This is a genomic window from Methylobacterium sp. Leaf104 (genome assembly GCF_001422885.1).
Lineage (GTDB): Bacteria > Pseudomonadota > Alphaproteobacteria > Rhizobiales > Beijerinckiaceae > Methylobacterium.
Genome location: NZ_LMMZ01000040.1, coordinates 24,678 through 45,132 on the forward strand (window position 1 = coordinate 24,678; position 20,455 = coordinate 45,132).

At 69.6% G+C, this 20,455-nt stretch carries 11 protein-coding genes; 6 read left to right on the forward strand and 5 right to left on the reverse strand.

Features of this window, described 5'->3' with window-relative positions:
- Positions 1-11 precede the first annotated feature (11 nt).
- From ASF49_RS20735 to ASF49_RS20750, 4 genes are read left to right on the forward strand one after another with little or no spacing between them, the layout of a single operon-like run.
- Positions 12-1,907 (forward strand): non-ribosomal peptide synthetase, encoded by a 1,896-nt coding sequence (locus ASF49_RS20735; protein WP_162240992.1) that lies wholly within the window; start codon positions 12-14, stop codon positions 1,905-1,907.
- Entirely contained in the window at positions 1,904-9,955 is an 8,052-nt protein-coding gene (locus ASF49_RS20740) for a hybrid non-ribosomal peptide synthetase/type I polyketide synthase (protein WP_056477590.1), read from the forward strand. The genes ASF49_RS20735 and ASF49_RS20740 overlap by 4 nt, the downstream gene beginning before the upstream one ends.
- Positions 9,952-12,717 (forward strand): condensation domain-containing protein, encoded by a 2,766-nt coding sequence (locus ASF49_RS20745; protein ID WP_056477592.1) that lies wholly within the window; start codon positions 9,952-9,954, stop codon positions 12,715-12,717. Before ASF49_RS20740 ends, ASF49_RS20745 begins: the two co-directional genes overlap by 4 nt.
- A complete protein-coding gene (locus ASF49_RS20750; protein WP_056477594.1) occupies positions 12,714-13,841 on the forward strand; it encodes a dienelactone hydrolase family protein in 1,128 nt (375 codons plus the stop codon). The genes ASF49_RS20745 and ASF49_RS20750 overlap by 4 nt, the downstream gene beginning before the upstream one ends.
- Before the next feature lie 113 nt (positions 13,842-13,954).
- Here the strand turns inward: ASF49_RS20750 and ASF49_RS20755 are convergent, their stop codons facing one another.
- Positions 13,955-15,100 carry a glycosyltransferase family 4 protein gene (locus ASF49_RS20755; protein ID WP_056477596.1) on the reverse strand — a complete coding sequence of 382 codons (1,146 nt, stop codon included), beginning with the start codon at positions 15,098-15,100 and terminating at the stop codon, positions 13,955-13,957.
- A gap of 268 nt (positions 15,101-15,368) precedes the next feature.
- Here ASF49_RS20755 and ASF49_RS20760 point away from each other — a divergent pair, with 268 nt between their 5' ends.
- Positions 15,369-16,580: a glycosyltransferase family 4 protein gene (locus ASF49_RS20760; RefSeq protein ID WP_056477598.1), complete on the forward strand. Its 1,212-nt coding sequence runs from the start codon at positions 15,369-15,371 to the stop codon at positions 16,578-16,580.
- A gap of 181 nt (positions 16,581-16,761) precedes the next feature.
- Complete coding sequence (locus ASF49_RS20765) at positions 16,762-17,634, forward strand: glycosyltransferase family 2 protein (protein WP_056477600.1); 873 nt, start codon at positions 16,762-16,764, stop codon at positions 17,632-17,634.
- Between the two features lie 90 nt (positions 17,635-17,724).
- Here the strand turns inward: ASF49_RS20765 and ASF49_RS20770 are convergent, their stop codons facing one another.
- The 4 genes from ASF49_RS20770 to ASF49_RS23970 form a co-directional block, all read right to left on the reverse strand.
- Positions 17,725-18,108 carry a hypothetical protein gene (locus ASF49_RS20770; RefSeq protein ID WP_056477602.1) on the reverse strand — a complete coding sequence of 128 codons (384 nt, stop codon included), beginning with the start codon at positions 18,106-18,108 and terminating at the stop codon, positions 17,725-17,727.
- 11 nt (positions 18,109-18,119) lie between these two features.
- Positions 18,120-19,112, reverse strand: coding sequence for a CsgG/HfaB family protein (locus tag ASF49_RS20775; RefSeq protein ID WP_056477604.1), 993 nt, complete (start codon positions 19,110-19,112; stop codon positions 18,120-18,122).
- Positions 19,113-19,251: 139 nt separating this feature from the next.
- Complete coding sequence (locus ASF49_RS20780) at positions 19,252-19,668, reverse strand: curli assembly protein CsgF (protein ID WP_243214838.1); 417 nt, start codon at positions 19,666-19,668, stop codon at positions 19,252-19,254.
- A gap of 93 nt (positions 19,669-19,761) precedes the next feature.
- Entirely contained in the window at positions 19,762-20,451 is a 690-nt protein-coding gene (locus ASF49_RS23970) for a hypothetical protein (RefSeq protein WP_156653130.1), read from the reverse strand.
- Between the last annotated feature and the right edge of the window lie 4 nt (positions 20,452-20,455).

A 20,455-nucleotide genomic window follows, 5' to 3' on the forward strand; every position in this document is an offset into this window, starting at 1 on the left:
AGGTGGCGATCTTGTTGACTTCAAACGCCACGCAGGCCGCGACCGCAGCGGCGAAGGGAAGCATCGTCGGGCTCTTCGACGAACGCGCCCGGGCGTTTGCCGACGCCGTGGCCTTGCGGACGACCGGCCATGACTGGACCTATGCCGAGCTCGACGGCCGGTCGGATCGGCTCGCCCGCAGGCTGATGACTCTGGGCATCGGACCGGGCGATCGTGTCGCGCTCCTCGTCGAGCGTTCGCCCGCCGCAATCTGTGCGTTGCTCGCGGTGCTGAAGGCGGGGGCGGCCTACGTGCCGCTCGATCTCGATTATCCTTGCGCGCATCTCGCCGCGATGATCGCGGATAGCCGGCCGGCGGCACTCATCGTAGATTCGGGCGGGCCCGTTCCCGAGGGCCTGTCGTGGACGGGTCCGACCGTCTCGATGGATGCGGCCGGGCGTGTGCCGGGCGAAGTGTCGGAAGGCGTTCCCCTTCCGGTGCGCGATCCCGGCGATCTCGCCTACGTCATGTACACGTCGGGCTCCACCGGCCGCCCCAAGGGGGTAATGGTCCCGGACCGCGGGGTGGTCCGGCTGGTCGACCAGCCCGATTACGCCAGCTTCGGCGCCGACGACGTCTACCTTCAGCTCGCCCCGCTGGCCTTCGATGCCGCGACCTTGGAGATCTGGGCGCCGCTCCTGAACGGAGGCCAACTCACCTTTCCCGATCGGCGCCGGCCCTCGCTGCGGGAGATCGGCGCCATGGTCCGCTCCTTCGGTGTCACGAACCTCTTGCTCACCACCGGCCTGTTCCACCTGATGGTGGATGAAGCGCTCGACGACTTGGCGGGGCTGCGTCAGCTGCTGGCCGGAGGGGACGTCCTCTCGCCGACCCATGTCCGCAAGGTACTCGATGCCCTGCCGCACTGCCGCCTGATCAACGTCTACGGCCCGACCGAGAACACGACCTTCACCTGTTGCTTCACGATTCCTCGGGATCAGCCGGCAGGGGCGATCCCCATCGGCCACCCCATTCGCGGAACGCAGGTCTACATCCTCGACGACGCGTTGAATCCGGTCGCGGCGGGCGAGGCCGGCCAGCTCTGCGCCGGCGGCGAGGGGGTCGCGATCGGCTACCTCGACCGGCCCGACCTGACCGACGAGCGCTTTCTGCCAGATATCCATTCCCCGATTCCGGGCGGCCGACTCTACCTGACGGGGGACCTCGTCCGTCGCCGGCTCGACGGCGTGATCGAATTCCTCGGGCGCCTCGACACGCAAGTGAAGATCGATGGAAAGCGCGTCGAGCTCGGGGAGATCGAGTCGGTCCTCCGCGGGCTTCCCGGCGTGCGCGACGCGGCCGTGGCAGCCGTGCAGGCGGATGCTTACGGCAAGCGCCTGCACGCCTTCGTGGTGAGCACCGGCCCGTCGCCGCTCGACCTCGTCTCCCTGCGGGCGGCGCTCGCCGTGAGCCTGCCGGCTCATATGCGGCCTGCGACGCTCGAAGCCCTGCCGCACCTGCCGCTGAACGTGAACGGAAAGGTTGATCGCTCCGCCCTGGCCGCCGAGGCGTCGCGAAACCCCGAGAGGCCTCGGTCCTTCGCCGAGCCGCGGACGGAGACGGAACGGCGCATCGCCTCCGTCTGGCGGAATGTCCTCGCGATCGACGAAGTCGGCATCGAGGACAACTTCTTCGAACGCGGCGGCTCGTCGCTCAAGCTCCTGGCGGTGCACCAGCGCCTGACGGAACAGGGGACCGCTGCGGTTTCGGTCATCGACCTGTTCGCCCGGCCGACCATCCGCGCCCTCGCCGAACTCATCGACGGTGCTGCGGACCGAACTGCGGTGAGCGCGAGCGTCGGTGCCCGCGGATTGCGACAGGCCGGAGCGCTCAAGCGCCTCGGCACCTTGGGGAGGCATGCGCGATGACCACCGTACCCGACCCCTGTGCCGGCTCGGATGAGCCGCCGATCGAAGGGATCGCCATCGTCGGCATGGCGGGCCGCTTCCCTGGGGCGGCGAACCCGGCCGAGCTGTGGCGCCGCTTGTGCGCCGGCGACTCGATGGTCGCGCCCCTCGCCGCGGAAGCGCTCGAGGACACCTTCACCGACGAGGAGCGCGCACAGCCCGAATACGTGGCGGTGCGACCGGTCCTCGAGAACGTCGAGCTCTTCGACGCCGCCCTGTTCGGCATGCGCCCCCGCGAGGCGGCGCTGACCGACCCGCAGCACCGGGTCTTCCTCGAGGTCGCCTGGGAGGCGTTCGAGGATGCGGGCTATCCACCATTGGCACCCGGTCGTCCGGTCGGCGTCTACGCCGGATGCAGCCTCAACACCTACCTGCTGCACCACGTCCTGGGAGAGGCCGGCGCCGCCGAGCGCTTCACCTCCGAGTTCCAGGTCGGCAACTACGAGGCGCTGACCGGCGCCATCGCCGACGCCCTCGCCACCCGCGTCTCCTACAAGCTCGACCTGCGCGGTCCCAGCATGTCGATCGCGACGGCCTGTTCGACCTCGCTCACCGCCGTCGCCCAGGCCGTCCAGGCGCTTCTCCTGCATCAGTGCGACATGGCGCTGGCCGGCGGCGTGTCGATCAGCCTGCCGCAGCGGCGCGGCTACATCAGCCAGGAGGGCGGCATCGTCTCGACCGACGGCGTCTGCCGGCCGTTCGATGCGGATGCCAACGGCACCGTCTTTGGCGCGGGGGCGGCCGCCGTGCTCCTGAAGCGGGTCGAGGACGCCGTGGCGGACGGCGATCACATCTACGCCGTCATCCGCGGTGCGAGTGTCAACAACGATGGTGCGTCCAAGGTCGGGTTCGCCGCCCCGAGCGTCGATACGCAGGCCGAGGTCATCGCGACGGCGCATGCGATCGCGGGCATCGCCCCGGAGACGATCGGCTACGTCGAGTGCCACGGGACGGCGACGCCTCTCGGCGATCCCATCGAGGTCGCGGCGCTCGCGAAGGCGTTCGGGCCGATCGCGGTCGTGGAGCGCTGCCTCATCGGCTCGGTGAAGGGCAATGTCGGCCATCTCGACGCCGCCGCCGGCGTGACGGGCCTGATCAAGGCCGCCCTCGCCGTCGAGAGCGGAACGATCCCGGCGACGGCGAACTTCCGCGCCCCCAACCCCCTCCTGGACCTCGAATCGACGCCCTTCGCCGTCGCTTCGCGTCTCGCGCCATGGCCGGCGCGCCGCGGTCCGCGCCGGGCCGGCGTCTCGGCCCTCGGCGTGGGCGGCACCAACGTTCACGTCGTGCTGGAAGAGGCGCCCCGCACCGACCGCACCGACCGCATCGCCCCCGCCGCGCCGATCCGGCCCGCCGCATCGGTGATCCCCCTCTCGGCACGCACGAGCGCGGCCCTGGATGCGGCCGTGCTGAGCCTCGCGGACCATCTCGAGGCGACGCCCACCCTCGACGTCGCCGACGTTGCCCACACGTTGCAGGTGGGCCGTACGGCGTTCGAGCACCGTGCCGCCCTCGCGTGCCGGGACCTGCCTGGCGCGATCGCGGGCCTGCGGGGAAGGCTGGCGCGCCGCGAGGTCGGCGGACCGGCCTCCGTGGTGTTCATGTTCCCCGGCCAGGGCAGCCAGCACATCGGTATGGGCAGGGATCTCTATCGGGGCGAGGGGGTCTACCGCGACGCGATCGATCGCGGCCTCGATCTCCTCGATCCCGCCGGCCGGGCCGACGTCTGGGCTTTCCTGGACGGCGACAGGCCCGATGAGGCCACGGGTGGCCCCGCGCCCACCGGTGTCGCGCAGCCGGCGATCTACCTCACCCAGCACGCCTTGGCGGCCCTCTGGATGAGCTGGGGGATCCGGCCCGCTGCGATGGTCGGGCACAGCGTCGGCGAACTCACGGCGGCATGCCTCGCGGGCGTGCTCACCTTCGAGGATGCCCTCGCCTTCGTCGTCGAGCGCGGGCGCCTCATGCAGTCCGAGCCCGGCGGCGCCATGCTGGCCGTGCGCTTGCCCGAGGCGGAGCTGCGGGCACGCCTGCCGGCGGCCCTCGACATCGCAGCCATCAACGCACCGAACCTCTGCGTCGCCGCGGGGGCTTTCGATGCGGTGGCGGAGCTCGAGAGCAGCCTCCTCGCCGCGGAGGTCAGCGTGCGACGGCTGCATACGTCGCACGCGTTCCATTCGCGGATGATGGATCCCGTGGTCGACGGGCTGGCCAAGCTCGCGGAACGGATCACCCTGAACGCTCCGAACCGGCCCTACGCGTCGAGCGTCAGCGGTGGCTGGATCACCCCCGAACAGGCGACGAGCGCGCATTACTGGGCGCGCCATTGTCGCGAAACCGTCCGGTTCGCCGACGCCCTCCGGACGGTCGCGCAGGACGGATCGGTCCTCTTGGAGGTCGGGCCGGGCCGGACGCTCTCCACTTTCGCCCATGCCGGCCTGCAGCGCGGCACGGCCCGCGCGGTGATCAATTCGATGCCGGATCCGGCTCAGGTGGCGGACGGCCAGATCGTGGCGGCCGAGGCGCTCGCCGAACTCTGGACCGCCGGCGTCACACCCGATTGGGAGGCCGTCGGGCGTCCCGGGTGCAGGCGCCTGTCTCTTCCGACCTATCGGTTCGACCGCCGCCGGCACTGGATCGACGCGCCGGCGCGCATCGCGCCACCCGCGGCGGTCCCCGTCGAACAGACCGGCGGCGCGCGGCCGAACGATCCTTTCATCAGGCCTTCGACAAGCAACGAAGAGGCGCAGACGACAATGGGGCAGACGTCGGATCACGGTTCCGTGGCGGCACGGACAGAGCTCGCGTCGGAGCTCATCGCGATGGTGGAAGAACTCTCGGGCGTCTCGATCGACGCCGACCACCTCGACAGCACCTTCCTCGAACACGGGCTCGATTCCCTGTTCCTGGCGCAGTTCGTGACCCGGCTCCGCAAGCAGTACGGCGTGAAGCTGACGTTCCGGCAGCTGTCGAGCGACCTGCCGTCGATGGCCGCCCTCGCCGATCACATCGCGGCCATCCGCGTCAAGGCGCCCGCTGCGCCCGAAATCACCGTCGCTGCCGAGCCGTCGGTCGCGGTGCCGATGCCTGCCCCCGTCCCGAGCCCCATCGCGGTTCCCGCGCTGCTCGGACCGGCCGCTGCGATCCCGGCCGACGGTGCCCTGCACAGCCTCCTGCATGCACAGCTCCAGACGCTGCAGTCCCTCCTGAGCCAGCAGTGCGGTCTGCTCGGCACGGCCCCGGCCGCAGCGCCGGCGGTTGTTCCCGTGCAGGCGGTCGTCGCCCGTCCCGCCCCCGCGATGCCCGCAGCCGCGGCGGCGAACGCGGGAGCCGCGCCGATCGCGAAGCCGGCGACCCCCTCCGCTGCCACGGCGGTTCCGACATCGGCCGACGAGGCTCCCGCACGTATCCGGCTCTACCGGCCCGGCGCGAATGCGGTCGGAGCGATCACGCCGCGCCAGCGCACCTTCATCGACGACCTCGTTGCGCGCTACAATGCGCGGACGCCCCTCTCCAAGGCGCGGGCTCAGGCTTATCGGTCCGTGCTGGCCGACCCGCGCAGCGCCGCGGGCTTCCGCCAGGAGTGGAAGGACATCGTCTATCCGGTGGTCTGCGAGCGCTCGAAGGGCTCGCATATCTGGGACATCGACGGAAACGACTACGTCGACCTGGTGAACGGCTTCGGCCAGACGGCCTTCGGCCACTCGCCGGACTTCGTCACGGAAGCGTTGGTCGCGCAGCTCGAGCGCGGCTTCGCCATCGGCCCGCAGAGCCCCCTCGCCGGGGAGACGGCGGCCCTGTTCGCCGAGATCACCGGCAACGAGCGCGTGACGTTCTGCAACACCGGCTCCGAGGCGGTCATGGCCGCCATGCGGGTCGCCCGCACGGTGACGGGCCGGGACAAGGTCGTGATCTTCACGGGCGACTATCATGGGCAGTTCGACGAGGTCCTCGTGAAGGCTTCCGGGCGGGCCGGTGCGGTCGCGTCGGTCCCGGTCGCCCCCGGCATCCCGTCGGAGGCCGTCAGCAACATGGTCGTGCTGCCCTACCTTGCCCCCGAGAGCCTCGCCTGGATCCGGAGCAACGCCGAGGACATCGCCGCCGTCATCGTCGAGCCGGTGCAGAGCCGGCACCCGGGCGTGGAGCCGGAGCCGTTCCTGCGCGAGTTGCGGGCGATCACCGAACGGAGCGGCACGGCCTTCGTCTTCGACGAGGTGATCACGGGCTTCCGCGTCCATCCCGGCGGCATGCAGGCGCTCCTCGGCATCCGCGCCGATCTGGCGACCTACGGCAAGGTGGTGGGCGGCGGCATGCCCGTGGGCATCCTCGCGGGCACCGCGCAGTTCATGGACGCACTCGACGGCGGACAGTGGAGCTACGGCGACGCCTCCTTCCCCGAGGTGGCCCCGACCTTCTTCGCGGGCACCTTCGTGCGGCACCCCCTGGTCCTGGCCGCGGTGCACGCCGTCCTGCTGCACATCAAGGAGCACGGGCCCGCTCTCCAGGAGACCCTGTCGGAGCGCACCCGTCTCCATGTGGAACGCCTCAACGCCGACTTCGCGCGGCGCGGCCTCGCGACGACCATCGAGCGCTGCAGCAGCTGGTACTACCTCGACATGGCGCGCGAGGACCGCCTCGCGACCCTGATCTTCCCCTATCTGCGCCTCCACGGCGTCCACATCCTCGAAGGGTTCCCCTGCTTCATCACCACGGCGCATTCCGATGCGGATCTGGCGCATATCGAACGGGCCTTCACCCGCGCGCTCGACGATCTGCAGGATGCCGGCCTCCTCCTGCCGTCGATGCCCGTGATGTCCGCGGCCGAGGAGAGAGCGCCGGACGCGGATGCGGGTCTTCCGGCCGAGGTTCCGCTGACCGAGGCGCAGCGCGAAGTCTGGCTCGCTGCCCAGCTCGGCGACGGCGCCTCCTGCGCGTTCAACGAATCGGTGTCGCTCCACCTGTCCGGTGCGCTCGACACAACCGCCATCGAGGCCGCCCTCGACGATCTCGTCGCCCGTCACGATGCGTTGCGGGCGCGGATCGGACGCGGCGGCGCGACGATGCAGGTCGTCCGGACCTTGTCGCTGGCGCTGCCTCGCACCGATCTGACCTCCGCCCCGGATCCGGAGGCGGCCATGGCGGAACTCCTCGACGAGGACGCCCGCACGCCCTTCGACATGGAGGCCGGACCGCTCGTGCGGGCACGGCTCATCGCCCTCGGCGCCGATCGCCACGTGCTCGTGCTCACGGCGCACCACATCGTCTGCGACGGATGGTCGATCAACATCCTCACCGGCGATCTCGGCGCCCTCTACACCGCGCACCGTCTGGGCCGGAGCGCGGACCTGCCCGCGCCCCTCCCGTTCCGCCGATACGCCCTCGACCTCTCCGGCCGCGACACCGGCGAGGTTCCGGAGTTCTGGCGCAAGGAGTTCGAGGTCCTGCCCCAGCCCGTCGACCTCCCGGTCGACCGCGCGCCGGTCCATCCGAGATCCTTCCGCGGCGCGACCCTCACGACCTGGATCGACGGCGACCTGACCCGCGCCGTCAAGACGGCCGCCGCACGCGAGGGGTGCACGCTGTTCGTGGCACTGTTTGCCGCGTCTCAGGTTCTGTTCGGCCGGCTCGCCGGGGCTCAGGACGTCGTGATGGCGATCCCGAGCGCGGCCCAGAACGGGCTCGACGACGCGATCCTCGTGGGCCATTGCGTCAACTTCCTGCCCCTGCGGGCGGCGTTCGCGCCGGGCGAGCCCTTCGCCGACCACCTCAAGCGGGTGAAGCACAAGGTCCTCAGTGCGTTCGAGCAGCCCGACACGACGCTGGGCACGCTGGTGCGGCGCCTCGAGATTCCGCGCGACCTCAACCGGCTGCCGCTCACCAGCATCCAGTTCAACCTCGAACGGCTCAACGACAAGCTCGCCTTCGAGGGATTGGAGGCGTCCTTCACCTCGAACCCGAAGGCCTTCGTCAACTTCGATCTCTTCCTCAACATCGCCGAGACGAACGACGGCTTGAAGATCGACTGCGACTACAGCACGGATCTCTTCGACGAGGCGACCATCGCCCGCTGGATCGGACACCTGCGGTCCCTCCTGTCGAGCGTGGCGGAGGATCCCGCCCGGCGCGTCGAGGCCCTTCCGCTGCTGTCCACGGACGAGCGCCGCTGGCTCGTGGAGGATCTCAACCGGGCCCCGTCCGTCGCCCGGGACGAGGCGACGCTGGAGGAACTCGTCACCCTCCAGGCGGAGCGGACGCCGGACGCCGTTGCCGTGGCCTGCGGGGAGGCGCGCTGGACCTATCGGCAACTCGCCGATCGGGCCGACCGGATCGCCCGCGCCGTCGGAGCCCTGGCCGGCGCCGAGCCCACGCGGATCGGCCTCGCCGTCGAGCGCTCCCCCGAGATGGTCGCGGCGATGCTCGGCATCATGAAGGCGGGCCATGCCTACGTGCCGCTCGATCCGACCCAGCCGGTCGCGCGGTCGCGCCAGGTCCTGGCGGCCGCCGAGGCCGCTCTGCTCCTCTGCGACCGGTCCTCGACGGCCGCGATCGCAGAGGGGGGGCTGCCCGTCCTTCAACTCGACCAGCCGCTGCCCGATGCGCCGCCCGTCGCGGCCGCCAAGCCCGGCCGGGCGGGCCGTGCCGCCTACGTCATCTTCACCTCGGGCTCGACGGGCACGCCCAAGGGCGTGGAAGTCGGTCACCGCTCGGTCGTCAACCTGCTCCGGTCGATGGCGGTCGAGCCCGGGTTCACCCCCGCCGACACCCTCCTCGCCGTCACCACGACGACCTTCGACATCTCGGTCCTCGAACTGTTCCTGCCCCTGATCCTCGGCGGCCGCACGGTCATCGCGGACCGGGACGAGGTCCGCGGCGGCTTCGGCCTCGTCGACCGGATCCGGACCTCGGGCGCGACGGTCCTGCAGGCCACTCCCTCGCTCTGGCGCGTCCTGCTGGAAGCCGGCTTCCAGCCCGGGCCAGACCTGAAGATGCTCTGCGGCGGCGAACCGCTGCCGCAGGATCTCGCCGACCTCCTCCTGGCGAACGGAGGCGAGCTCTGGAACCTCTACGGGCCGACCGAGACCACGATCTGGTCGAGCGCGGGCCGGGTCGGGCCGGGCCGGGTCACCATCGGCGGGCCGGTGGCAGGTACCCAGCTCTACGTCCTCGACCGCGACGACGCGCTGGCGCCGATCGGTGTCGCGGGCGAGCTCTACATCGGTGGCGTCGGCCTCGCGCACGGCTACTTCAACCGTCCCGACCTGACGGCCGCCGCCTTCCGCGAGATCGACGTTCCCGGCCGCGGCCTGGAGCGCCTCTACCGGACCGGCGACCTCGCGAGCCGGGCCGCGGACGGTACGATCCGCCTGCTCGGGCGTGCCGATCAGCAGATCAAGCTGCGGGGCTTCCGCATCGATCTGGAAGAGATCGAGCTGGTGCTGCGCGCCTATCCAGGCGTCGCGGCCAGCGCGGTCGCTCTGCTCAAGCGCGGCGACAGCACGAGCCTCGTCGGCTACTTCACGGATGTGAGCGGAACCGTCACCGCGGCTGCCCTGGCCGCCCATGTGGCCGCCAAGCTTCCGGACTACATGGTGCCGACGCTCTGGCAGCGCCTCGACGCCATGCCGATGACCGCCAACGGCAAGCTCGACCGCAAGCGGCTTCCCGAGCCCGAGGCCGGGGCCAGGCGGGACGCGCGCCCGGTGGTCCCGCCGCGCAATCCCCGCGAGGCTCAGATCGCAGCGATCTGGCGGGACGTGCTGAAGGTCGACGACATCGGCGTCGATGACAACATCTTCGCGCTCGGCGCGGACTCGCTGCACATCTTCCGGATCGCCGCGCGCCTGATGGACGAGAAGATCGATCTCGAAGCCAAGCACGTCTTCGAGAACCCGACGGTCGCCGCGCTCGCCAGTGCCGCCGACGCGTCGGAGACCCGGGCGTCCCGCACGGTACTGCCGTCGCTCATGTCCTTCCGACGCGGATCCACCCTGAATGGGGTTGCCCGATGACCACCCTGCCCAACGAGATCGCGACCGGCGCCCTACCGGTCCCCGAGCCGCTGATCTTCCCCTGCTCGTCGTCGCAGCGGCGCTGCTGGTTCATCGACGCCCTCCATCCGGGCTCGACGATCCTCAACATCGCCCTGCGCTGGGAGCTGGAGGGGGAGTTCAGTCCCCCGGTCATCGAGCGGGCGCTGCAGTTCCTGATCAATCGGCATGAGATCCTGCGCACGCGCTTCTACGTGCGGGACGGCGAGCCGGTCCAGGAGGTCCTGCCTCAGCTTCGCTTCAAGCTTTCGCAGGTCGACCTCACCATGGTGCCCGAGGCGACCCGGGCGGACGAGGCCGTCGCCCTGGCCAAGCGCGAGGCGAAGGCACCCTTCCAGCTCGATCGTCCGCCGCTCATCCGGGTGACGCTGATCAGGACGGGTTCGAACCGGGTCTCCCTGCTGGTCACGGTCCACCAGATCGCCTTCGACGGGATCTCGATCGGCCTCCTGGCCCATGAATTCGGACTCGTCACGGCGGCTCTGCAGGCCGGGTCGGTTCCGACCCTGCCCGAACTGCCGATGCAGTACGGCGACTACGCGTCGTGGCAGAAAGCAATGTTCAGCAGCCGCGGCTTCGAGGCCGAGGCCGCCTATTGGCGCCGCCAGCTGGCCGGCGCGCCCTATTTCGAGGTCGCCCCCGACCTTCCGCGGCCGGCGGTGCCGGCCTCGAACGGCCACATCATCGCGCAGATGCTTCCGCAGGAATTCAGCGACGCCCTGGACGCCTTCGCGAAGACGGAGCGCGTGACGCTGTTCGGCCTCTGCTACGCCGCCGCGATGGCCGGGCTCCATCGCGTCACCGGCGAGACCGATCTCGTCATCGGAACGCAGCTCGCATCGCGTCACCATCCCGACCTCGAGAAGATCGTCGGCGTCTTCCTCAACAACCTCGTCCTGCGCGTCGCCGCCTCGGGCGACCTCAGCCTGCGGGACTTCCTCCAGCGCGCCAACCGGACCGTGCAGGATGCGCTGATCCACCAGCAGATGCCCTTCGACCACCTCGTCGAACTTCTGAATCCGCCGCGAGACCCCTCCCGGACACCGCTCATCTCGATCAACTTCGCGGTCCTCCACGAAGTGATCCGGGAGGAGACCTACGGAACGTTCGATCTTCGGGCGCAGCCGTCGCTCTCGCCGGGTTCGCTCTACGAGCTGAACTTCTTCCTCGTGCACTGGCCGAGCGGCTGGCGCCTCGCCCTCGAATTCAACACGGACCTCTTCGAACTCGAGACGGCCGAGCATCTCCTGGCCGGCTGGCGGGCCGCCCTGGACGGATTCCTGCTGGACGCCGACCGGCCGCTCTCGGCCCTGCCGATCGCCCTCCGCACGGCGGCGAATTCCGAGGAATGCACGGCCGTCGAGGAAGTGCTGCTGCTCGACCCGCTCGTCGCGGAAGCCGCCGTCGTGGCGCATTCACGCCCGGACGGCACGCCGGCACCCTACGCCTACGTCGTGCCCGCCGCCGATGTCCGCCAGCCCCTCGAAACGCTGCCCGTGACGCTCATGGGGCACCTCGCGCGAGACGCGCGGCTGCAGACGCAGCCCGCCGGCATCAGCGTGCTCCTCGCGTTGCCGCGGACCGCCGGGGGCGCCATCGATCGGCCGGCGCTCCCGCATCCGCCCGCCGCCGTCACCGGGCCTCCGGCGAAGGCCGGCCCCCCGTCTGAGATCGAAGCGGCCATCCGGACGATCTGGCAGGATGTGCTCGACGTCACCGCGATCGACCCCGACTCGAACTTCTTCGATCTCGGCGGACACTCGCTCCTGGCGGTGCGGATGTGCGTTCAGGTCGGCCGGAGACTGGGACGGCAGGTGGATGTCGTGTCCCTCTTCCGCTCGCCGACGCTGGCGGCCTTCGTTCGCCACGTCGAATCCCTCAAGGAGGATGCGACGGACGGACAGATCGTCGTGGTGCAGCCAGACGGCGACGGCACGCCCATCATCGCCATCAATCACCTGCTCTCCTATTACGATCTGTCGCGCGCCGTCGGCTCGGGCCACCCCTTCTACAGCGTGCAGACCCTCGACGCGCACGTGACGCCGGCTGTGGATGGGCGCAGCTTCGAGGAGATCGCCGCGGACTATGTCCGCCTCATCCGCAAAATCCGACCGCAGGGACCCTACATCCTGTTCGGACTCTGCGTTCACGGCCTCATCGGGTACGAGGTCGCGCAGCAACTGCGGGCGGCCGGAGACGAGGTCGAGGTTCTCGCCTTCGTCAACGGCTGGCACCCGAACTACTTTGAGCGCTTGAGTTTGCTGAACAAATCCAAAATCCGTCTCAAGCACGTCAAAGAAAGTCTCGCACTCGTATTCTCCGGAAAGAAGACTTTTGCTGAATTTCTCAGCAATTATTCGCTTGCGCATAAGGTCGGGATACTCAAGGCTGCCGTCGCCTTGAAGCTGATCGATCGCGTGCCGCCACGCACCGGGTCGGAGACCGCGGACGGCTGGCTGCTTTACCTGATGAACGCGCGAAATCTTTATCGACCCAAGCCCTATCCGGGACGCGTGGTTCAGTTCCTCGGGATGGACGCGCCGCGCGGGCGGGGGTTCGACCCGATCCTGGGCTGGACCGGCACGCTGACCGGGTCGGTCCTGGTCCAGGATGTCGAGGGTGGATTCCAAGGCACCTTCGCGGACGAGGCGCTGGACACCCTGATCAGACAGTTGCACCTCGGACTCTCGGAGATTTCCGGCACGGAGCGTGCGGTTCGATGACGATCGGCGGCCGCGGGCGCCGATGGCCGGCGCTCGCTGCCGTGGTGGTGTGTTTCCTGGCAGCCTGCATCGCCATGGGTTTCATCGCGACGGAGCACGTCCGGTCTCTCGTCTTCCTCGCGGCTCAGCGGCCGGCCCCCACCGGTGCGCATCCCGTAGGGGCGGCGGCCTTCAGTCCCGTCGGTGGCGCACGGGTCGAACTCTGGTATCCGGCCAAGGGGGGCTGCCTTGGCCTCCTCGCGCGCGCCGTCGCGCTGTTGCGAACGGTCCTGCGGCCGACCCAGGCCGTTTCGTGCGACGCGCCGCCAGCCCCCGGATTGCATCCGCTGATCCTCCTGCTTCCCTCCTGGTTCGCCGAGCGCGACGTCAATACGTTCATGGCGGCCAATCTCGCCAGCCACGGCTTCGTGGTGGCGGCCGTCGACGATTTCGTCCACGGCCCGCCCCTGTCGGGAGGGGATCGGATCGCGCAACTCGGATCGCTCGACATGACTTCCGAGGAGGCCTTCGCCACCTCCCGCGCGGTGTCCCGACGGCGGGCCGTCCTCGGTGCACGCGCCGCGACGGCGACGATCGACGCGGTCATCGCCCATCCGACACTCGGACCCCGCATCGACGCCGACCGCGTCGGGGTGCTCGGCTACTCGTTCGGTGGCAGCATCGCCGCGGCGATGTCGCGGGAGACCGGCCGTCTCCGGGCGGTGGTCAACCTGGACGGTGACGTCGTCGCGACCGAGGCGTGGCCGCCGACGGTTCCCTATCTCTTCCTCACGAGCGATCTTCCCTACCCGAGTGCGGCCGACCTCGCCTCCGACGATCGGGCCTTCCGCTTCGAGAGCATCACCACGCGCGACACCTATGACCTACACGAACGTCCCGACTTTCCGCGCAACGGCCTGGCACTCAGCGTGAAGGAGGCGGTGCACGCAGATTTCTCGGATCGCCTGGTCATGCCGCCGTTTCGGGACTTCCTGAAGCCGCGACCGATCGATCGCAAGCAGATGTGGCACGACATCAATGGCCTGATCGTCTCGTTCCTGTCCGCCCATCTCGGCACCATGGACGGCACTATCGGTCAATCCGACGCCTTGTCCGGGCGCTTCGTGAAGCTGCCATCACCCTGAATGCCGAGGCTTGCGGAGCCTGCGCGCCGTCCGACATGGAGGGCGGCGCCGGCGCGCTCCGGGGTCGGGTCCGGCGCAGCCACCGAAGTCTGGCGACACGGCCGCCGCTTGCCCTACTGCACCGCCGGCGTGGACGGGAGCGACCCGGTGGGCTCCGAGACGGAGGGTCCCCGGGCGCCGCTCGGACGCGCCAGCATCCGCAGGTAGAGTTCCGCCGATCGCTGCCAGCTGAAACGCCGGGCCTGGGCCAAGCCTCTGTCGACCAGCGCCGTGCGCAGGGCCGGATGGCGGCGCAGAAGCCGGAACTGCGCATGCCAGTGCCTCATGCGCGTGGGATCGGCATAGAGGGCGGCATCGCCGCAGATCTCGGGAAGACTGGCGCGGTCCGAGACGACGACCGGGCAGCCGAGTGCCATGGCCTCGAGCGGTGGAAGTCCGAAGCCCTCGGTGAGCGAGGGGAAGGCGAGGCAGAGCGAGCGCTGGAGCAGCGCCGCGAGCTCCGCGTCCTCCAGGCGTCCGAGCCAGGCGATGCCCGGTCCCTCGACGTGAGGCATCTGCTGCGCGAAAATTCCAGGATTGCTCTGCCCCACCACCGCGATCCGGAAGCCGTCCCGCACGAGGCGATCGGCCACCCCCAGGATGGCCGCGACGTTCTTGTGGGGGGCCGCGCTGCCGAGGAGCACGATCGTGTCCTCCCCCGAAGCCTCCGCGACCGCCCGCGACATCCGGGGGCGCCAGGCGTGGACGTGCTCGTGCCCGTTGGGGATGACGGAGATCCGCTCGGCCGACGCGATTCCGAATGTCTCGATCTGGTGGGCGGAGAACTTCGACACCGTGGTGATCGCACGGACACGCCGCCCGATCAGGGGCTGGATGATCCTGTACAAGCCGCGGAACGAACGGGAATAGCTCTCGGGGCAGATCCGCGGGTTCAGGTCGTGGATGCAGACGATCTGGTTCGCGATCGCGAGCGGTCCCGTGTTGCCGAGACTGAGGAGACCGCCCCGGACGCAGGTCGGGAGCTCGGCCTGCTCCCACGCATGGCCGGTGAGCCGGCCGATGGTGCGAACCGGGATGTGCTGCAGGTCCAGGCCGCCGGCACCGCGCGGAACGGCGAGGTCGAGCTCCACGGCATCGGCGAACTCGCCGCCCTCGCCGACGAGGCGATCCAGCGTGGTCACGATCTGGCGCGCGTAACGCTGTACGCCGGTCATGGGCTGCGCCAAGAAGCGGCCGTTGATCGTCCATCGCTGCCGCATGCCGGCCGCCTCCCCACCCCCTTCGCACTAGCATCGGCCCGTCGGCGCCATCAGAGGCAATCACGGTCCGCACCGTACCTCGAAGGGTCGGATGGATGTGCGAAAGCGTGGAGGGGATCCGTCCTTTGGATGACTGCCCGTGGCGTCGGGGATGCCGCACTTATCGGATGCACGGGCGGAGGCGCGAAGAGGCGGACGGTGTCCGCCGGGCGCGACCGCCTAGGCTGACGGGCATGCGACCGGTTGCAACGCGAGTACGGGCCAGGCCATGAGCAACAGCGTCGTCAAGGGGGCCGCCTTTCGGTCGTATGCCGGCGGGACCTCCGCGGCGCCCGCGCCCGTCATTCCCGGCACGTCCAGGCAGCGCCCGCGGGGACACGCGCCCATCCGCTCCTGGACCATCAACGGCGATTTCCTGACCCTCAATCCGGAAGGGGTCGCGCGCTACGCGCGCGAACTGGTCCGGGCGCTCGATGCCCTGGTGAGCGAGGGGCATCCGCTCACGGAGGGACTCCGCCTCACGATCGTCTCGCCGATCGCATCACGCGAGTCGCTCAACCTGCGGACCATCCCGGTGCACGTCGTTCCGGAAGCCATCCGCCCCCGTCTTCCGCAGGTCTGGGTGCAGTTTCAACTGCCGCGTCATGTCGGCGGCGGCCTCCTGAGCTTCTGCAACCTCGCACCGCTCGCGGTCTCGCGCCAGATCGTCTGCATCCACGATCTGCAGACCCGGCTGACGCCGAAGAGCTACGGCCGGATGTTCCGGTGGATCCATCGCGTGATGCTGCCGCTGCTGGGGCGGCGTGTCGCTCGCATCGTCACGGTGTCGGAAGCCTCGCGCCAGCATCTCGCCACCTATGGAGTCGCTTTGCCCGGCAAGATCACGGTCGGCTACAACGGCAGCGATCATGCCCTTCGCTGGCAGCCCGACCGCGCCGGCGTCCAGCTCGCGCCGAGGCCCTACGTCCTGTGCGTCGGACGCACCCAGGCCCACAAGAACCCGGAACTCGTCCAGTCGATCGCCCCGCGCCTCGATGCCGCCGGTTTCGACCTCGCCGTCGTCGGCAACCCGGACCAGTTGCGCCCGCTCATGGGCGAGGCGGCCAACCTGCGCTATCTGGGACGCCTCGACGACGATGCGCTGGCCGCGACCCTTCGGGCGGCCCATTGCCTCCTGCTGCCCTCCCGCTTCGAAGGGTTCGGCCTTCCCGCCGTGGAGGCGATGGCCTGGAACTGTCCGGTGATCGCTTCGACGTCGCCCTGCCTCCCGGAGATCTGCGCGAGTGCCGCCCTCTACGCGGACCCGGAAGAACCCGAGGCGTGGGTGGCCGCCATCCTGAGCCTCGCGGCCGACCCGGACCTGCGGGCGCGTCTCGTCGCGGCTGGCCAGCGAAGGGTCGAGCGGTTCAGCTGGCGTGCCGTCGCCGAGACCTACCTGTCGCTGATGGCCGAGATGGACGCCGCCAGGGCCGAGGCGTGACCGCGTTTGCGGCCGGCGGGCTCCCCGCCTTCGCGGATCGGGCGACCGGACGCGGGGTTGCGCAGGCTTCCGGACAGATCTGGACGCTGCTCCGGCGGCGGCGCGCGCAGGGGCTGCCGGCCGGGTCGGAAACCGCTCCACACCTCGAGAACGTCAGACCCGTCGCTTCAGGTTGCGTGACATGAAACTGGCAGTCGTGATCCCGACCCTCGGTCGAAACGAGCTCCTCTCGCGACTCCTCGCGCATCTGGCCCAGCAGAGACGGCTTCCCGATGCCGTCGTCGTGTCGGCCGTCGACCCGGACGGGATCGACGAAACCCAATCCTATCCCTTCCCGGTGCGGTTCATCTACGGACCGAAGGGATTGTGCGCCCAGCGCAATCGCGCGCTCCGGACGGTCGTGGACACCTTCGATGTGGTGACCTTCTTCGACGACGATTTCATTCCGGCCGACAGCTACCTGGAAGCGCTTCTGGCCGCGATGGCCGGGAACCCGGACTGGGTCTCCGTCATGGGCCACGTGCTCTACGACGGCATCGGCGGACCGGGCCTCAGCTTCGACGATGGGCTCCTCCGCCTCGCGAGCGCCCGGGACCCAGCGGGCATGCCCATGACGGTCACGCTGCAGACGGGGTCCTACGGCTGCAACATGTCGGTGCGTACGAAGGCCGTCAAAGGGCTCGCCTTCGACGAGCGCCTCGTTCTCTACGGCTGGCAGGAGGACATCGATTTCACGCATCAGCTCTGGCGCAAGGGCAAGGTCGTGCAGATCGACACGCTGGAAGGGGTCCATCTGGGCCATAAGTCGGGCCGCGTGAGCGGACTGCGCTTCGGCTACTCGCAGGTCATCAATCCGCTCTACCTCATCCGGAAGGGGACCATGCCCGCGCTGTACGGCCTGCGCCTGATCCTCCGGAACCTCGTGGCCAATGTCCTGAAGAGCGTCCGCCCGGAGGCCTATATCGACCGACGCGGGCGTCTCCGCGGCAACCTGCTGGGTCTGTGGCACGCCGCGGTCGGACGCGTCGAACCCGAGTTCATCCTCAGGCTCTAGGCGCGACCGCCGCCGGGCCGGCTCGCGACCGGAGGGCTTTCGCGGACCTTCCACCCCAGATCACCGCTCTTGTTTTGGACACCGTCCGCCTCAGGCGGTGGCGAAGCGCCGGGCGGCGTCGCTGCGCGGATCGGACGATGCCTGCCTGCACCGATAGGCGCTTCCGATCGCGCTCGCTCCGCCCCAGCCTGCGGAGGGGTTGGTGAGGTACAGGTGCGTTCCCCCGAGTGCGGCCGTTCGCCGGCGAAGCGCATCCTGGAAGGCCTCGTACCCCGAAGGTGGTCGAGCGCCTGGAACGAAGGTCGGAGCTCCGACGGGGGCGATGAAGGCGCAGGTCGTGACCGAGGCGAGATCGGTCACGATCGCGACGGGCGGGGGCGGGTTGCCGGCGGACACGCATCCAGCCAGGGCGAGGCCGAGGCAGGCGTGAGGGGTCAGGCGCAGCATGCGGGTGAGCGGCAGGGGGGCGGGCATGGCGCGGCGACCTATCGGGCGGGCGTATCGCCGGCGCGGAGCGGCGCCTCGGGCGGAGATGCGGGTGCGGCGGCGGCCGAGGCGGGGGCCGGCGGCGACTCGAGATGCGAATACTGGGTCGGCGGCACCGGATCGGCCAGTTCGGCCTTCGCACCCACCACCGGTGCGCCGCGGTACCGTTCGATCAACGCGGCGGCGCTGCCGCCGTTCTTGAACTTCCACAGCTTGCGCTCGGCGCCCTCGATGATGAGGGAGTAGACCGCGAGCTCGATCGCTTCGCGGACGGCCAGCTGCGTCGGTTCGTTGCGCGAGAAGCCCGTCTCGGCCTCGAGGATCCGGTCGAGGGCCACGAACTTGTAGATGTTGCCCGAAACGAGGACCGAATAGATCGTCTTCGTGGTGGTCACGCTGAGCAGCACCTGCCCGCTCTGGACCGAGACGACCCGCATGGCCACCGTGACCATGTCGCGGCGATACTTGGTGTCGAGGCCGACCCCGAGATAGCGGGCGCCGAGGCCCCCCGTCACCGTGTTGGCGTCGTAGGCCAGGATTCCGCCCTCCACGAGGAGTCCGGCGAAGCGCAGGGGCGGGAGCGGCTTGGCGTTCACGCCCTCGAATTCCGTCCGCGTCGCGCGGATGAGCTGGCGCTCCTGCAGCAGCGACTGCAGGCCGCCGCGCTCCACGACGTTGAACCACTTGCCGCCGCCGGCCCTGCGCAGGGCGTCGACGGCGAAGGCCGAGCCGCCCTGAGTCACGGCGCGCGAGTATTCGGCAAAGTTGTCGCTCGGCTTGTTCTGTCCGGTGAGGTCGGGGAAGGCATAGATGGCGACGTCGATCGCCCGCTCCGGGGGCGGCAGGGTCTCCAGGCCGATTCCGGTGGGGGAGGCGGGCGTGATCACCGGGGCCTCCGCCAGCGGCTCGCGCTGGCCCAGCACGGTCTCGCATCCGGCCAGTGCGAGGCAGGCGAGGCAGGCGACGAGCAAGCGCTTGGGGAACAGGGTCATCCGAGGGCACCGGGAGGCATTGATGGCAGCGATCCGTCCGGGCGGGGCGCTGAGGACCCTGAGCGGAGCTGCGGTTCCGTGGGATCCCCGCAGGTCCTCGAAGTGCGAGGGCGGGATCTCACGCGAGGGACGGGAAAGGTCAGAAGCCGAGGGGGACCGTCACCGTGGAGACGGTCGCTCCGTCGTTCACGGAAATCTGGACGTTGGGGCCGAGCTGCTGGAACTGGATCGTCGTGCCCTGGACGACGAAGGTGCCGCTCTGCTGCGCGTTCTCTCCGAAGATCGCGTTGGTGATGCGGTCGGCCACCGCCGCCAGCAGGCGCGCATTGATGACCGCGGCGAAGTTCGAGGCCGTGGAGGGGGTGTTCCGGGCTTGCTGCTGTTGCTGCGCGATCTGCTGTGCCATCGCATCCGCGATCTGCTTCTGGCGGACGAAGATGTTCTGTGCCGTCGCCTGCGACTGGAGCCAGTTTCCGTTGAGCGGCGAGCCGCCAAAGGAGGGATTGACGGGCTGATAGTTCAGCGGGCTCGCCGCGACCGGGAACAGCGGCCCCAACAACGCGAATATAAAAATGATAAATCCACGCCTCGGCATCGCCGCCTCCCTTTAACCATCCGCGGCGATAAGCCTATCTGCGCAGGCCTGACATTATCGCGAAGAACGGGCCGAGTTTACCCCACCCATTGATGACGGCAACCCGCTCGGATTTGTTGCGAGTGCTGATCCAATACTTCTCTGATCCACAGTGATATTTTTATCACCGGAATTCGATGACGTAATGGAGAGTCCGTAGGATAAATTTGAGCCGTTCTGCGTATTCGTGATGGTGTAACCCGAGCCGACGACGCTGATGTTCGAGGCGTTGCCGTTTCCGACCTGACTGTTCACGAGGGCATTGTTGTCGCCCAGGAGGCCAAGGGTCGATTGATTCAGCGCCCCATCCTGGGTCTGTGAGGTCACGTTGCCCGTCCCGGACACGCTGGCGCGGGCCGTGTTGCCGGTGCCCATCTGCGTGATGGCGCTGCGGTTCGCGGTGCCGGACTGATCGATGATCGCGATGTTCCCGGATTGCGCGGACCCCGCTGCCCCGGATCGGCCGGCCGCGGCGATGGTCTCGGACAGGCTGCCCGTGGTCCGCGATGCGGCCGGCAGGCCGAGCGTGGCGGGCGCCGTGCTGACGAGCGCCGACTCGATCGCGGCCTGGTTCGAGGGCCGCCGCGGTGAGGTCGCGGCCGTCGGATCGATCTGGCCAATATAGACGCTCTGCTGGGCGGCCAGGGGCGTGCCGCTGGCGAGCCCCAGAGCGACCACCAGGGCGCGCGTGACGAGGAGAGTCATGTGG